Origin of the sequence: Roseovarius sp. THAF9 (genome assembly GCF_009363715.1) — a bacterium.
Classification (GTDB): Bacteria; Pseudomonadota; Alphaproteobacteria; order Rhodobacterales; family Rhodobacteraceae; genus Roseovarius.
Genome location: NZ_CP045404.1, coordinates 1904761 through 1918880 on the forward strand (window position 1 = coordinate 1904761; position 14120 = coordinate 1918880).

General features: G+C 62.7%; 15 protein-coding genes and 1 tRNA gene. 5 read left to right on the forward strand and 11 right to left on the reverse strand.

The annotated features are described in order from the left end of the window. Positions 1-11 precede the first annotated feature (11 nt). The 4 genes from ihfA to FIU86_RS09445 all read left to right on the forward strand — a co-directional run bounded on the left by ihfA (position 12) and on the right by FIU86_RS09445 (position 2609). Positions 12-314, forward strand: a complete 303-nt coding sequence (gene ihfA / locus FIU86_RS09430) for an integration host factor subunit alpha (RefSeq protein WP_057789467.1) — start codon at positions 12-14, stop codon at positions 312-314. Positions 315-324: 10 nt separating this feature from the next. Continuing rightward, complete coding sequence (locus FIU86_RS09435) at positions 325-1314, forward strand: MerR family transcriptional regulator (protein ID WP_152474852.1); 990 nt, start codon at positions 325-327, stop codon at positions 1312-1314. Between the two features lie 62 nt (positions 1315-1376). Further along, positions 1377-1453: transfer RNA gene (locus tag FIU86_RS09440), tRNA-Pro, on the forward strand. A gap of 79 nt (positions 1454-1532) precedes the next feature. Further along, positions 1533-2609 carry a 2'-deoxycytidine 5'-triphosphate deaminase gene (locus FIU86_RS09445; protein ID WP_152477059.1) on the forward strand — a complete coding sequence of 359 codons (1077 nt, stop codon included), beginning with the start codon at positions 1533-1535 and terminating at the stop codon, positions 2607-2609. Here the strand turns inward: FIU86_RS09445 and FIU86_RS09450 are convergent. The 8 genes from FIU86_RS09450 to FIU86_RS09485 form a co-directional block, all read right to left on the reverse strand. After that, positions 2606-2824 (reverse strand): hypothetical protein, encoded by a 219-nt coding sequence (locus FIU86_RS09450; protein WP_172977478.1) that lies wholly within the window; start codon positions 2822-2824, stop codon positions 2606-2608. The two genes, FIU86_RS09445 and FIU86_RS09450, sit on opposite strands and share 4 nt — an antisense overlap. Before the next feature lie 84 nt (positions 2825-2908). Then, positions 2909-3580 carry an SMC-Scp complex subunit ScpB gene (gene scpB / locus FIU86_RS09455; protein ID WP_152474854.1) on the reverse strand — a complete coding sequence of 224 codons (672 nt, stop codon included), beginning with the start codon at positions 3578-3580 and terminating at the stop codon, positions 2909-2911. Positions 3581-3587: 7 nt separating this feature from the next. After that, positions 3588-4376, reverse strand: coding sequence for a ScpA family protein (locus tag FIU86_RS09460; RefSeq protein WP_172977479.1), 789 nt, complete (start codon positions 4374-4376; stop codon positions 3588-3590). After that, on the reverse strand, positions 4369-5376 hold the full coding sequence (nagZ, locus tag FIU86_RS09465) for a beta-N-acetylhexosaminidase (protein WP_254703986.1): 1008 nt from the start codon (positions 5374-5376) through the stop codon (positions 4369-4371). The genes FIU86_RS09460 and nagZ overlap by 8 nt, the downstream gene beginning before the upstream one ends. Further along, the gene (locus FIU86_RS09470; RefSeq protein WP_152474856.1) at positions 5373-6371 is read right to left on the reverse strand and encodes an SPOR domain-containing protein; all 999 of its coding nucleotides are present in this window, start codon (positions 6369-6371) and stop codon (positions 5373-5375) included. Before FIU86_RS09470 ends, nagZ begins: the two co-directional genes overlap by 4 nt. Before the next feature lie 77 nt (positions 6372-6448). Further along, entirely contained in the window at positions 6449-8194 is a 1746-nt protein-coding gene (gene argS / locus FIU86_RS09475) for an arginine--tRNA ligase (RefSeq protein ID WP_152474857.1), read from the reverse strand. Between the two features lie 48 nt (positions 8195-8242). Then, on the reverse strand, positions 8243-10090 hold the full coding sequence (locus FIU86_RS09480; RefSeq protein ID WP_152474858.1) for a sodium:proton antiporter: 1848 nt from the start codon (positions 10088-10090) through the stop codon (positions 8243-8245). 3 nt (positions 10091-10093) lie between these two features. Continuing rightward, positions 10094-11263: a deoxyguanosinetriphosphate triphosphohydrolase gene (locus FIU86_RS09485; protein WP_152474859.1), complete on the reverse strand. Its 1170-nt coding sequence runs from the start codon at positions 11261-11263 to the stop codon at positions 10094-10096. A 77-nt stretch (positions 11264-11340) separates the two neighbouring features. On the opposite strand from FIU86_RS09485, the gene FIU86_RS09490 reads away from it, so the two are divergent. After that, complete coding sequence (locus FIU86_RS09490; protein ID WP_152474860.1) at positions 11341-11667, forward strand: iron-sulfur cluster assembly accessory protein; 327 nt, start codon at positions 11341-11343, stop codon at positions 11665-11667. A gap of 1 nt (position 11668) precedes the next feature. Here the strand turns inward: FIU86_RS09490 and FIU86_RS09495 are convergent, their stop codons facing one another. From FIU86_RS09495 to FIU86_RS09505, 3 genes are read right to left on the reverse strand one after another with little or no spacing between them, the layout of a single operon-like run. Then, positions 11669-12571, reverse strand: a complete 903-nt coding sequence (locus FIU86_RS09495) for a DMT family transporter (RefSeq protein WP_152474861.1) — start codon at positions 12569-12571, stop codon at positions 11669-11671. Next, the gene (locus FIU86_RS09500; RefSeq protein ID WP_152474862.1) at positions 12568-13644 is read right to left on the reverse strand and encodes a hypothetical protein; all 1077 of its coding nucleotides are present in this window, start codon (positions 13642-13644) and stop codon (positions 12568-12570) included. The genes FIU86_RS09495 and FIU86_RS09500 overlap by 4 nt, the downstream gene beginning before the upstream one ends. Before the next feature lie 43 nt (positions 13645-13687). Further along, positions 13688-14038, reverse strand: coding sequence for a DUF6749 family protein (locus tag FIU86_RS09505; RefSeq protein WP_152474863.1), 351 nt, complete (start codon positions 14036-14038; stop codon positions 13688-13690). Positions 14039-14120: the final 82 nt, after the last annotated feature.

Here is a 14120-nt window from a genome sequence, read left to right on the forward strand (position 1 = left end):
AAGGGGATGTGATGACAAACGATACTGTGACACGGATGGACCTGAGCGAAGCAGTGTTTCGCGAAGTGGGTCTGTCACGCAACGATTCCGCCCAACTGGTCGAAAGCGTTTTGGAGCATATGTCGGACGCTTTGGTGCGCGGCGAGCAGGTCAAGATCTCGTCCTTCGGTACCTTTTCTGTTCGCGACAAGTCTGCCCGCGTGGGGCGCAACCCGAAGACCGGGGAAGAAGTCCCGATCAACCCACGGCGTGTTCTGACATTCCGCCCGTCGCACCTGATGAAGGACCGGGTGGCGGCAGGCAACAAGGCCTGAGGGCTCGCCGATGGGCAAATCCGCCGACGCGTTCCGGACCATAAGTGAGGTCGCCGACTGGCTTGAAACTCCGGCGCACGTGCTTCGATTCTGGGAAAGCAAGTTCAGCCAGGTGAAGCCGGTGAAGCGCGCCGGTGGTCGGCGGTACTACCGTCCCGCCGACATGAAGCTTCTGGGCGGCATCAAGAAACTGCTGCATGACGATGGCATGACCATCAAGGGCGTGCAGAAGATGCTGCGTGAACAGGGCGTTGGCCATGTTTCGGAGTTTTCCCAACCGCTGGGCGATGCGGCGGATGACGTCGTCATAGATCATGTCGAGGATGCGCCCGCAGCAGAGACGCCTGATCCCGTGGCGGACACCACCTCGCCTGAAGCTCTGCCGGAAGCGACGGACGCGGTGGCGCGCCCTGCCCCGCCCGCGTCTGTGCCTAGGTCGGACGCACCCCCGCAACAGAAATCGCCGGGCTCCGTGCCCGACCCCGCACCTCTTACGCCAAGTGCCGCGCCCGAGCCCGCGCCGGTCGCCTCAAGCCTACCGCCGCGGCCCGATCCTCCGGTGGCAGGGGCCGAGACACCACCGTCCGTGACACCCAAGAGCGCAAGCGACGAAAACCCGTTGACCTTCAGCCGGAACAAGGCCGAAGCCGAGCCCGAACCGGAGAAGGAACCGAAAACAGAGGCAGAGTCGCCGCAAGAAGACGCCCCGCCTCTGCCAAGCTTTCTGCAACGGCGGAATGCCTCGACTGAAGCCTCGGCGGCGTCCGGCACCGTGGACGGCCCTGCCGCCGAACCGGAGCCTGTCAGCGCCGAGCCGCCCGCGCCGCAACCGATCAAGGTAGATGTGCCCGACGACCCTGACGACGGCCTCGACTTCGATCCGGGCGTTCTGTCGATGCTGGCACGGGTACAAAGACCGCTGACGCCCGAAACGATTACCAGTCTCGAAGGCCTGCTGTCCCGGCTCCGCGCGACGACGGGTTCAACGCCCAGAGAGTAGCGCGTGAATCTGGAATTTCCCCCTTGTCCTTGGCGCGAAAACCAGTATGTACGGCCAGACGTCGGGCTATGGCGCAGCCTGGTAGCGCGTCCGTCTGGGGGACGGAAGGTCGCAGGTTCGAGTCCTGCTAGCCCGACCAATTCTTCGCGTACCACAGGCCTTTTTTCCGCGCATCGGAGCAAGACATGCGCTGCGATGACGCGTGGGAGGAGGATTGCATGACCGGCGTTCTGGCCAGCCAGCAACTGAAGGCGATGATCCTGGACGGCCGTCTTTCGGCACAGCCGGCGATCACGGACGAACAAGTGCAGCCCGCATCCTTGGATTTGCGGCTTGGCAAAACGGCGTACCGGGTCAGGGCGTCGTTCCTTGCCGGGTCCGGTGCGAAGGTCGAGGACCGGCTGAAGGAATTCGAGATGCACCGGATCGACCTGTCGGACGGCGCGGTGCTTGAAAAGGGCTGTGTGTATGTCGTGCCGCTGATGGAGCGGCTGGACCTGCCTTCTGATATCCATGCGGTAGCGAATGCCAAATCCTCGACCGGGCGGCTGGACCTTCTGACGCGCACGATTACCGATGGCGGCGAAGAGTTCGACCGTGTTCCAGCCGGTTATACCGGGCCGCTTTATGCCGAGATCTGCCCGCGGTCCTTTTCGGTGCTGGTGCGGCCCGGCATGCGCCTGAATCAGATCAGGTTCCGGTCCGGCCAGGCGGTTTTGAACGATGCCGCTCTGAGCGCGCTGCATGCCGAAAGCCCGCTGGTGGACGCGGCGCCGGTGATAAGCGACGGGCTGGGATTTTCAGTTGATCTGAAGCCCGAGGACGGTACGCTGGTGGGCTATCGCGCCAAGCCTCACACGGGCGTGATCGACCTGGACAATATCGCAGGCTATGACGCCGCTGATTACTGGGAAGAAGTGCATAGCGACACGGGCCGCATCATTCTTGACCCGGGAGCGTTTTACATCCTGGTAAGCCGGGAGGCGGTGCATATTCCGCCTGCCTATGCCGCCGAGATGGCGCCCTACCTGGCGATGGTGGGTGAATTCCGGGTGCATTACGCGGGATTCTTCGACCCCGGGTTCGGCCATGACGCGGCCGGCGGTGCAGGATCGCGCGGGGTGCTGGAGGTGCGCTGTCACGAGGCCCCGTTCGTGCTGGAACACGGGCAGACCGTCGGGCGGCTGGTGTACGAGCAGATGGACGAAGTGCCCGAGCAGCTCTACGGCGCGGGCATTGCGTCAAATTATCAGGGCCAGGGGCTCAAGCTGTCAAAGCATTTCCGGGCGGCCTAGAACTTTCCGACCTTGCGCGCGACACGCATCGACTGGCGCATACGCTTCTGCGTCTCTGCCGTTTGATGCTTTTGCTGCGGATCCGCGGCGCCCTGACCGTCAGGGGGGGTCTTGCCGCGCTGCGAGAACTTGTCGATGCCGGCATTCACGCCCGAGCGGATCAGACGATTCATGACCATGCGAATGACCATGTTGATGATACGGTTGGCGTTCATTGCGTTCTCCTCGTCCTGTGCGTTTTCCATGATGTAGCACGGAAAGGTGAAATTTTCAGGGCGCTTTGACCGAAATACCGCGTCTCAATCCTCGAATAGCTCGGTTTGGCCCTCTTCAGTTTCTTCGTTCAGGTCTTCATCGCCTTCCCCCATCTGCGGCATGTCTCCGGGTGGAGGACGATTTTCCAGCAGGCCGGCTGCGCGCAATTCCTTGAGTCCCGGCAGGTCGCGGGCGTTTTCCAGGCCGAAGTGGTCAAGGAAATGCGGTGTAACCACGAAGGTCACGGGCCGTCCCGGCGTCATTTTGCGGCGTCCGAAGCGAATCCACTCCATTTCCAGAAGCTGATCCACCGTGCCGCGGCTGACGCTGACGCCACGGATTTCCTCGATCTCGGCGCGGGTGACGGGCTGGTGATACGCGATGATGGCCAGCGTTTCGATAGCGGCGCGGCTGAGCTTGCGGGTCTCGACCGTTTCTTTTTGCATAAGGAAGCCGAGGTCGGGTGCCGTGCGCATGGCCCAGGCGTCGCCAACCTTGACCAGATTCACTCCCCGCCCTTCGTAGCGTTTGCGCAGGTGCACCAACGCCTCGGCAGCGTCGCAGCCATGCGGCATGCGAGCCTCGATTTCCTTGGCGGAAATCGGTTCCGCTGTGGCAAAGAGGATCGCCTCGCACATGCGCTCCTGCTCGGCCATTGGCGGGGCCTCGAACAGGCTTTCTTCCTCCGGTGCGTGTTGTTCGGTTTCGTCCGACATGGGCCTCTTATCCTTTACGCCGCAATTCCAGCGGCGCGAAAACCTCGGACTGGCGCAGTTCGACCTTGCCCTCCTTTGTCAGTTCAAGCGCGGCGGCAAAGGTCGAGGCAGTCGCCGAGCGGCGGCGCGCCGGATCGGCGGTGAAGCCATCGGGCAGATAGGATGCGATATCAGTCCATGTGCCGGCAAAGCCGATCAGGCCGCGCATTCTTTCCAGCGCCTGTTCCAAGGTGAAAAGCGCCTCGCGGTCAAACGCGTATGGGCGAAACTCATCCCTTGTGCGAATGCGCGCGTAGCCCTGCATCAGGTCGAGCAGCGTGGCGGTGTATTGCACGCGGCGAATGCGCGTGACGTCCTCGGGTAGGCCACGGGCAAAGAAATCGCGGCCAAGCTGGTCACGGCCCATCAGCCGAGCGGAGGCCTCGCGCATGGCTTGCAAACGCTCCAGCTGGAAGGCGAGGTGTGCGGCAAGCTCCTCGCCCGAGGGTCCCTCTTCGGTGGGGTCAGGCGGCAGCAGGAGGCGGGATTTGAGAAAGGCCAGCCAGGCAGCCATCACAAGGTAATCGGCCGCCAGTTCTAACCGTAGCGCCTTGGCGCGTTCGACAAAGGCGAGGTATTGTTCGGCCAGCTGAAGCACGGAAATCTTGCGCAGATCGACCTTCTGCGTGCGGCTCAGTGTCAGCAGCAGGTCAAGTGGCCCCTCGTAGCCATCCACGTCGACGATCAGAGCCTCGGCCGCCATGCGGTCGCTCACGCTTTCGACTTGCCCCATTTCTTCGAATGTATCTTCAGACATTGCCCTGGCCGTGTAGCAGTTCGGCAAGCTTTGCCTCAAGCGCAGGAATGTCAACCGTTGTTGGGGTTTTCCGCGCCGCTAGGGCAGTTTCGGCCCGCCGCAGGGCGGCGGCGGCCAGCGTGCCGGTAGCGTCAGTGACCGCCTTCATCTCGTCGAATGTGCCGTTGCAATGCAGGATCACGTCGCAGCCCGCTTCGATCGACTGCCGCGACAGCGTGGCAAGATCGCCCTTGAGCGCTTTCATCGATATGTCGTCTGTCATGATCAGGCCGTCAAAACCGATCCGGTCGCGGATCAGTTGCATCATTCGGTGCGAGGTCGTCGCGGGCGCTGCATCGCAGGCCTCATAGACAAGATGCGCGGTCATACCCATCGGCAGATCGTTGAGAGCGGCGAAGGGACGAAAATCGATCTCGGCGAGGGTGTCAATATCGGTGTCGACGACAGGCAGGTCGAAATGGCTGTCCACGACGGCGCGGCCGTGGCCGGGGATGTGTTTTACCACTGGCAATACGCCGCCGTCCAGATGCGCGTTGGCCACGGCGCGGCCAACCTTCGCCACCGTATCGGGATCAGTTCCATAGCAGCGGTTCTTCAGGAACGGGTGCGTTTGGTGCCCGGCGACGTCGACCAACGGCGCGCAATTGGCGTCTATGCCCAGTTCGATCAGTTCGTGCGCGATGATGCGGTAGCGCGCATACATAGCCTGTTCGGCGTGGTTTCCGGCCAGTTCGACCTGTTCCAGCGGCGGCAGCCACTCGCGCCAGATCGGGCCGCGCAGTCGTTGGACGCGCCCGCCCTCCTGGTCGATCAAGATGGGGGCGTTGTGATCCGCCGCCTCGCGCAAGCTGTCACAGAGCGCCCGCACCTGGTCCGGGTTGTCGATATTACGGGAAAAGAGAATGAAGCCGAAAGGACGGCTCGCGCGGATGAGCGCGGTCTCATCCAGCGTCAGTTCCGTGCCGGCCACGCCAAGGATCGTGGCGCCAAGCGTGCTCACCTTGTCACCACCGGGATGCAATCGGCCTTCTCGGCGACGAGGGCCGAGCAGAAGCGACGCGCATCGCTGAGGTCGCCGAAGCCCATGGCCCGCAAGCGATAGAAGGTACGGCCACCGCTTTGCGCTTTCTGGATCACCCGCTGCTTATCGTCGAGATATTCCGCGAACTTGTCCGACAGCTTGCCCCATTGCTGTTCTGCAATGGCGGCGCTTTCAAAGGCGCCGAGCTGGGCCATGCGTGTGCCGGCGGGGATGGTGTCGGGGTTGATCTCGGGCGCGGCCTGCGCGGCGACGCTTGCGGCGACAGCATCCTCAACAGTGCTGACCTGCGCGGGGCGCGCCCTGGGCCGCAATGAGCGTCCAAGACCTTCAGTCACCTGTGTGGCAGTGGATTCTTCAGGCTCTGCCGCAGTCTCTTCTTCGGCGTCAGGCGCCGGGTCGGGGGCGGCGTTGTCAGTGCTGTCTTCCGTTGCAGGGGCAACCGGAGTCAGGGGGGCGACACCATCGGACAATTCGTCGGCCAAGGTGTTGAGAGCGGCCAGAGTGGCTGCGTCTTCGTCGGTTTCAACGGCATCCTCGGACTCGGCGATTGGAGCCACTTCTTCTGTTGCATCCTCGGCCCCTGTTGCCGGAGCGGCAACCGGAATGTCTGCCTGAGGCGTGTCCTCCAGGCTGAGTGTCAGCGGTTCCGGTGCCAGAACGAGCCGGTCCGCCGGCTGTGCCGCAGAGCCGTCGGCGGCCACGTCATTGACCGCAAGCCCCTGGTTTTCAGCCGTGGAGCCACCGGGGTTCTCGGGCTGAATACGCATCGGGCCTTCGGCGACGCGCACCACCGGCACGCCGCTGACATCGCGCGCGAGGATCTTGTAACCCCAGACTCCGATCCCGATCACGAGGGCCAGCGATATCGCCGCGCCTGCCATATTGGTGAATTTCTGAACTGATATCTGCCGAACTGTCCCCGTTTCATCGGAGACACCATGCATCTGTGCCATCGCTCGCCTCGCTACCTCCGGCGATACTTGGCCGCCGGGTTGGATTACTGCCACGTCCCCGGCGCTGGCACGGTTTCTTACCGCATCTCTTCGGCCGGAGTTACGCCCAAGATACCAAGACCGGCGGAAATAACAACGGTTACGGCCCGCGCAAGCGCAATTTTCGCCTGCGAACCGGCGATATCGGTCTCGTCGAGGAAGCGAAGCGCCGGCAGGTCGTTGCCCCGGTTCCAAAGGCTGTGCAGGTCACTGGCGAGGTCGTAGAGATAGAAGGCGACGCGATGCGGCTCGTTCGTGCGGCCCGCGATCTCGACCATGCGGGGCCATTCGGCGATTTTTTTGGCGACGGCCAGCTGCGCACTGTCCTGAAGCAGAGTGAGATCAGCTTCGGCCAGGGTGGTATCATCGACATCAATCCCGGCCTCACGCGCCTTGCGCATGACGGAGGACACTCGCGCATGAGCGTATTGCACGTAAAAGACGGGGTTTTCCTTGGATTGCTCCAGAACCTTGTCGAAGTCGAAATCGAGCGGCGCGTCGTTCTTGCGGGTCAGCATGACGAAACGGGTCACGTCCGGACCGACCTGGTCGACAACGTCACGCAGGGTGACGAAGGTCCCTGCCCGCTTGGACATCTTGAACGGCTCGCCGTCCTTGTAGAGCTTGACCAGCTGAGTAAGTTTGATGTCGAGCGGCACGCGGCCATCGGTGAGCGCGCTGACAGCCGCCTTCATCCTTTTGACGTAGCCGCCATGGTCGGCGCCGAAGACATCGATCAGCGCGTCGAAGCCACGCTCGACCTTATCGTAGTGATAGGCGATGTCGGGCGCGAAGTAGGTCCAGCTGCCGTCGGATTTCTTGACCGGTCGATCGACATCGTCGCCATGTTCGGTGGATTTGAAGAGCGTCTGTTCGCGCGGCTCCCAATCTTCGGGCTTCTTGCCTTTGGGCGGCTCGAGCACGCCTTCGTAGATCAGACCCTTGGCCTCCAGCGCGTCAAGCGCCTGCTCGATCCGGCCCGTGCCATAGAGGGACTTCTCGCTGTAGAAGACGTCCATCTGGACACCGAGAGCACGCAGGTCTTCGCGGATCAGATCCATCATCGCGTCGGTGGCAAAGTCGCGGACGTCTTCCAGCCAGACGGCCTCCGTCTGGCCGACATATGCGTCGCCCACCTTGGCCTTGAGCGCTTCACCGACCGCGATCAGGTAGTCGCCCGGATAGGTGCCGTCTTCGAAGGCGATTTCCTGGCCATGCGCCTCTAGATACCGCAGGTAGACGGAGCGCGCGAGCACGTCGACCTGCGCGCCGCCGTCGTTGATGTAGTATTCGCGGGTGACATCGTAGCCCACGTAATCCAGCAGGCTGGCCAGCGCATCGCCGAAGACTGCGCCGCGGGTGTGACCCACATGCAGAGGGCCGGTCGGGTTGGCCGAGACGTATTCGACATTGACCTTTTTGCCCCTGCCCAGCTCGGACCGGCCATAGGCCTCGCCGCGCTCAAGCGTGGCGCGCAGGACGTCCTGCCAGAGCGTGTCGGACAGGCGCAGGTTCAGAAAGCCCGGTCCCGCCACTTCGGCGCTCTCGATCCGGTCATCGGCGGCCAAGAGACCGGCCAGCGTGTCGGCGATATCGCGGGGTTTTTGGCCAGAGGGCTTGGCCAGAACCATCGCCGCGTTGGTGGCCATGTCGCCATGCGCGGGATCGCGGGGCGGCTCGACCGTGACGTTCGACATCTCAAGGCCGGCGGGCAGTTGCCCCTGACCCTGCATGGTATCGAGAGCGGCAAGCACACAGGCGCGGATTTCGGTAAACAGGTTCATCGGACAATCCTTCGTTTCGGCGCCGGTTTATCACCCGGGCCGGTCGCGTCAATCCGCGCTGTCCGTCTCGGCGGACGCCTCGGGTGTCTTGTCCTCGCGCGGCGGGCCGAGCCAAAGAAGCTTGAACTCGCCGCCGGTCTCGACTTTCGAGGTTTCGGACAGGAACCGCAGACCGGTGGTCGGGCTGTGCGTGGCGAGGGGGATGCCTTCTTCGTTCTGGGCTGACCAGTCCTCCATCGTGAAGTCGTCGGTCATGTTGGTGGCGCGGACCTGCCAGTCTTGGACCATCCTGCTCGCCAAATCGGTATAGCCATAGCCCTGCGCCACGACGCGCCCGCCCAGCGAGGCGGGAAGCGCGTGACGCTTGCTGTCCTGCTTGGCGCGGCCAAGCTGGTAGACGTTCTCGCGCCCGAACTCCGGCGCGAGGTCGGTGGCGACCAGCGTGTTGTAGGCATCGTTGTCACTGAGCGCGAGAACGACGCCGTATTTCATGATCTCGGCGCTGTGCTCGGCGGCCTCGGACAGCACGTCGCCGAAGAAGGTCGGCAACCCGGCTTCGCGTGCGCTGCGCAGGCGCGCGCGGTTGGTGTCGGTGATCAGGATCGGCACCTCGAGGTCCTGAAGTGTTTTGGCGAAGGAGGTGGCGAATTGCGATCCCCCCGACAGCAGAACGCCCGGCTGCCCCTTGCCCGCCAGTCCCATGGCGCGGGCCAGCGGAGCCAGCGTGAAGCCGTGCAGAACCACCGTCGCGGCGACCAGCGCAAAAGCGAAAGGGGTGAGAAAGGCTGCGTCCTCGACCCCTTCGGCCACAAGCCGCTCGCCAAAAAGACCCGCGACCGCGACCAGCACGACGCCGCGCGGCCCGGTCAGCCCGACAAGCAGTCGCTCGCGGAAGGGAATGTTGGTGAAGGCCAGCGAGAACAGCACAGTCAGCGGGCGCACCAGCAAGATCACGACCGCCACCATTGCGGCCGCGTTCCAGTTGATCCTTTTGAGTGTTGCGACATCCATGCTGGCAGCCAAGAGGATAAACACGCCCGAGACCAACAGGATCGTCGCGTGCTCTTTGAAGCGGCGCAGCTCGGTATAGCTGGGCAGGTTGGCGTTGGCCATGACTACGCCCATGACGGTGACCGCCAGAAGGCCACTTTCGTGAAGCATGTAATCGGTGACCGCGAAGATTCCGAGCAGGATGGCGAAGAGCACAGGCACCTTCATGTATTCCGGCACGTACGCCCGGCGGAAAGCCTCGCTGAGAACCCAACCTCCGGCCCAGCCAAGCGCGCCCGCGACGACGATACCACGGATGATCTGCCAAGCCGCGAGGCCGAGGCTGCTCTCGCTGGCCGTGAGGACGACAACCTCGAACGCCAGCACGGCGGCAAGCGCGCCGATGGGATCGTTGACGATGGCTTCCCATTGCAACAGCTGCGCGGGGCGACGATTGAGACGCGCCTGGCGCAAAAGCGGTGCGATGACGGTGGGACCTGTGACGATCATGATGCCGCCGAAGACTGCGGAACTTTCCCAGCTGAGACCGCCCACATAATGCAACGCCAGAGCGCTGCCGATCCAGCCCACGGGCGCGCCCAGAAGGACCAGGCGCTTGACCCCTTGCTCGGCCCCGCGAAGGGAGTGGAAGTCAAGCGTCAGGCCGCCCTCAAAAAGAATGATTGCAACGGCGATGGAAATCATAGGTCCCATGAGCGTGCCGATGTCGCGCGCGGGATCAAAAATGCCGAGGATCGGCCCCGCGATGAGGCCCGCAGCCAGCATCAGCACGATCGCCGGCATCCGCAGTCGCCACGCCACCCATTGGGCTCCGACGCCGAGTGCCCCCACCAGCGCGACCGCCATGACCGGGTCGATCGCACCCTCCGTACCGCCAGTTGCCATCGGCTATATTCCCTTTCTCTCGCTCACGTCGGCGTCGCCGCCCAGCAGCCGCGCATGAGCCTCGAGCGCGAACCGGTCCGTCATCCCCGCGATATAGTCGGCGACCAAACGCGCCAGCGCCGTTTCATCGGGGGCGCGGGCCACGTCGTGGCGCCACCGCCGCGGAAGAAAGTCGGGGTGTGACATGTAGAACGGAAACAGGTCCTCGACTACATTCGTGACACGCCTGCGCATCTCAACCACTTTAGGAGCACGGTACATACGCTTGAAAAGAAATGACCTTATTTGCTGAAGATCAGACCACATCGGTTCAGAAAAGCGGATCACGGGACGGCCAAGGTCGCGTACTGCCTGAGCGTTGGCCGGCGCGGCGCGCTGAAGAAGCGCGTGCGAGGTTTCGATCACGTCCGTGACCATGACGCCAAAGACCCGGCGCAGCGCCTCGTGCCGTCGGCGATAGGGATCGAGGCCAGGATACTTCGTATCCACTTCGCTGTAGCACGCGCCGACGACGGGAAGCTCGGCAATGTCGTCTTCGCTGAAAAGTTTTGCGCGCAGGCCGTCATGCAGGTCGTGATTATTATAGGCTACGTCATCGGCAAGTGCGGCCACTTGCGCCTCGGCACTGGCATATGTGTCGAGTTCAAGGTCGTGGCGGGCATCATAGTCGGCCAGCGCATAGGGCAGATCACCCGTGACAGGACCGTTATGCTTGGCGATGCCTTCTAGCGTGTCCCATGTTAGGTTCAGGCCGTCGAACTCAGCATAATGCCGCTCCAGCGAGGTGACGATGCGAATGGCCTGCGCGTTATGATCAAACCCGCCATACTGCGCCATCAGCGTGTCGAGCGCGTCTTCGCCCGTGTGGCCGAAAGGTGTGTGGCCCAAATCATGCGCCAACGCCACGGCCTCGGTCAGTTCGACATTCAGGCCAAGCGCCCCGGCGATCGTCCGGGCCACTTGCGCCACCTCGATCGAGTGTGTGAGGCGGGTGCGGAAATAATCGCCCTCGTGCTCGACGAAAACTTGCGTCTTGTGCTTGAGACGGCGAAACGCGCTGGAATGGATGATCCGGTCGCGATCCCTTTGATAACAAGACCGAAATGCGCTTTCTTCCTCGGCGTATAGACGTGCGCGCGCCGTTGCCGGATCCGAAGCATAAGGGGTATGCATCGCCTGTTTCCTTGTCGTCCTGTCCCAGCGTTCGTATATTCCATGATGAACGGCAAAGAAACCTTGAGGATCGCCAGATGCAAATGCCCCCCAAAGTGACGCAACGCGCTTATGAACGCCTTGCTGAAATCGGTGCCGGCGAACAGGGTCAGGCCCTGCGCGTCGCCGTCGAAGGCGGCGGGTGTTCGGGCTTTCAGTACGACATCAAGCTGGACGCACCCACGGGTGATGACCTTGTTCTGGAAAGCGGCGATGGTCAGAAAGTCATCGTCGACAGCGTGTCCCTGCCCTTTTTGGCCGGGGCGACGATCGACTTCACCGAGGAACTGATCGGCGCCCGGTTCACCATCGACAACCCGAACGTGACCAGCGCCTGTGGCTGCGGGACGTCTTTTTCAATGTGATCTATTCGGCAGGAACGGCTGTTTTCGGCGCGTGGATACGGACCTGGTCCCAGACCAGCCATGCGCCGGCTGCGATCATTAGGGCTGCGCCAAGAAACACCCCTGCCCCGGTCCGCTCGCCGAACGCGACCGATCCGATAGCGACCATCCAGAGAAACTGCAGGTTCATTAAGGGCGTGACCACGTAAGCCGGTAGCAGTTTGAGCGCGGCCACGAGAACCCAGCGCGCGGCAAACAGCAGCGCGGCGTAATAGCCGACCCACAGCACATCCAACCAACCCATCGGCACGAATACGAAGGGCAAGGCAGCGCTCATAACGACCATCAGCGCGAGGTTCGGATAGAAAACCTGTGACAGAAGTCCACCCGGGTCTCGCTGGCCGATATAACGCGAGGCGACCATGGAAACCGCCCCCATCGCAACGGCAAGAAATGCAACAAAATGGCCTGCCCCGAAACTGTCCACGCCGTCTTGAAACAGCGCGGCCATCCCAAGGACGCCCAGGATCATCGCGCCCCAGACCTGCCCGCCCGCGCTTTCTTTCAGCATCACCCGCGACAGAAGCGCGGCGAGGACCGGGATGATGGCGATAAACAGGAACACCTCGGCGAAGGGCAGCAGCTTGAACGCATAGAAGAAGGCGCAAGTGCCGATGACGGTGGCGGCGGCGCGCAGGGCCATGATGCGTGGGCAACGGGTGGCAAGTACGCGTGTGGCGGCGGATTTGTGGCCCGCTGCAAGACAAAAAAGTGCGACCAGACCGCCGGAGAGCGCGAACATCTGGGGGGCGGCAAAATTGGTTGAAAAAAGCTTGGTGATGGCATCAGCGCCTGTGATCAGCAACGTGTAGATCACTGCCAGGGACACCCCCAAAAAGACCGCCTCGCGGCCACGGGCGATCATGCTGGTATTCCTTGAGAGGCAGCGGCACGGGAAAAGCCGTGGAAGAAGGCGTCGAAATCGACGGCCTTCTCAGCGGCCTCGACCACCTCGCGAGCCTCGGAGGTCAGGAGCGGGTCGATGCGGGCGCGCATCAGAGACCAGTCGGCGACGCGGTCGCCTTCGAGACGATACATGCATTCAGACAACTCGCGCAGCGGGGCCACGGGCGGTCTTGGCGCGGTGATGCGAAGACCGCCTTCGGGCAGCATCGCGCCGAACCCGCCAAGTCCGGCAGTGGATAGGAACCATTGAACCATCAGGTAGGGATGGTAGTCGTCCGACATCCAACCCGTAGCGTCGGCCTCGATCACGAAATGCCGCGCCTGCGCTGCCAGCCAGTTTTCCCATGTGTCGGGCGGGGTTTGCCCGGCAAAGCGCAGCGCGATGCAGATTTCGGCAAGAAGGTCGATGTTCATCTCGAGAAAGGCGACCGTGCCTGCAAACCGGAGGCTGTCGAGGAACGCGTCGGGCAGGTCTGGATGATTCCTTCCGTACTCTGAAAGGTAGAAGGCGATATGGGTAAGCTCGTAGGCGGCCTTCTTGTTCGGCAGCGTAAAGGTCGCGCTGCGGCAACCAAAGCTGCGCAGGCGATCGTCGAGCCCGGTATCATGCGAGATCGGATCGATCCCACGGCGCAGGCAGAGGCGCCGCGCCTCGGCCCGCTGAAGGTCGGACAATTCGGTGGCGACAAGCCGTTCGGCGGCTACCCACTCGACTGCTCGCGCACCAGTCTCACCCTCCATGCCGAGATCTTCAAGATCGAGGCAAAGCGACAGCAGGAAACGGTAATATTGTGGGAAGAACCCCAAGCGTCGGTCGAGCGTGCGGTAATGCGTGTCAAAAGGGTCAAAAGCAAATCGCGGGAGAGCCGCGCTTGTGCTGGACAGGATGTTTAGAACTTCGGCGTTTTCCTTGAGCCAAAAAACATCGGTGTCCGAACGACGCTCGACGGCGAAGCGGTGCAATAACGCGGTTTGGCGCGCTTCCCGCGTGGTCTGGCGGAACGGAAGATCAAGTGTGACGACGGATCCCATGGTAGTGATATCCTTGTATCGTGTTTCCGTTCCGCCGTCGGCCTTACAGGCTCGACGTGAAGGCGCCGACAACGTCGCCTTCGTCTGCGCGGTCTGCCCGTGCGGGGCCAAGGCTGGACGTGAAGAGTTCGACCGCGTCTCCGGTGCCCGCATGGGACGAGACCGTGGGCGCGAGGCTGGAGGTGAAAGCCTCGACCGCGTCACCGGTCATCCGGCTGGACTCGGCGACCGGACCCAGGCTGGAGGTGAACATCTCGGTTGCGGCGCCGTCCAGCATATCGCCGGCGGCGTGTAGGGACGAGGTGAACGCTTCGACAGCGGTGCCGTCATGAAGGCTGGCCTCGTTGGAGGCGGCGAAGTTTTCGACGTGGCGAGTTTTGCGAATTGCAACCATTGGTGGTCTCCTAATTTGGTCAACACCAAAAACGGTTGCACGCAAAACGGGATTTTCAAACTACTTTTCACCGTTAGCGAGT

Coding starts and splice junctions, on each gene's coding strand:
- ihfA (WP_057789467.1), top strand. CDS start 12: ATGACAAACGATACTGTGACACGGATGGACCTGAGCGAAGCAGTGTTT.
- FIU86_RS09435 (WP_152474852.1), top strand. CDS start 325: ATGGGCAAATCCGCCGACGCGTTCCGGACCATAAGTGAGGTCGCCGAC.
- FIU86_RS09445 (WP_152477059.1), top strand. CDS start 1,533: ATGACCGGCGTTCTGGCCAGCCAGCAACTGAAGGCGATGATCCTGGAC.
- FIU86_RS09450 (WP_172977478.1), bottom strand. CDS start 2,824: ATGAACGCCAACCGTATCATCAACATGGTCATTCGCATGGTCATGAAT.
- scpB (WP_152474854.1), bottom strand. CDS start 3,580: ATGTCGGACGAAACCGAACAACACGCACCGGAGGAAGAAAGCCTGTTC.
- FIU86_RS09460 (WP_172977479.1), bottom strand. CDS start 4,376: ATGTCTGAAGATACATTCGAAGAAATGGGGCAAGTCGAAAGCGTGAGC.
- FIU86_RS09470 (WP_152474856.1), bottom strand. CDS start 6,371: ATGGCACAGATGCATGGTGTCTCCGATGAAACGGGGACAGTTCGGCAG.
- argS (WP_152474857.1), bottom strand. CDS start 8,194: ATGAACCTGTTTACCGAAATCCGCGCCTGTGTGCTTGCCGCTCTCGAT.
- FIU86_RS09480 (WP_152474858.1), bottom strand. CDS start 10,090: ATGGCAACTGGCGGTACGGAGGGTGCGATCGACCCGGTCATGGCGGTC.
- FIU86_RS09485 (WP_152474859.1), bottom strand. CDS start 11,263: ATGCATACCCCTTATGCTTCGGATCCGGCAACGGCGCGCGCACGTCTA.
- FIU86_RS09490 (WP_152474860.1), top strand. CDS start 11,341: ATGCAAATGCCCCCCAAAGTGACGCAACGCGCTTATGAACGCCTTGCT.
- FIU86_RS09495 (WP_152474861.1), bottom strand. CDS start 12,571: ATGATCGCCCGTGGCCGCGAGGCGGTCTTTTTGGGGGTGTCCCTGGCA.
- FIU86_RS09500 (WP_152474862.1), bottom strand. CDS start 13,644: ATGGGATCCGTCGTCACACTTGATCTTCCGTTCCGCCAGACCACGCGG.
- FIU86_RS09505 (WP_152474863.1), bottom strand. CDS start 14,038: ATGGTTGCAATTCGCAAAACTCGCCACGTCGAAAACTTCGCCGCCTCC.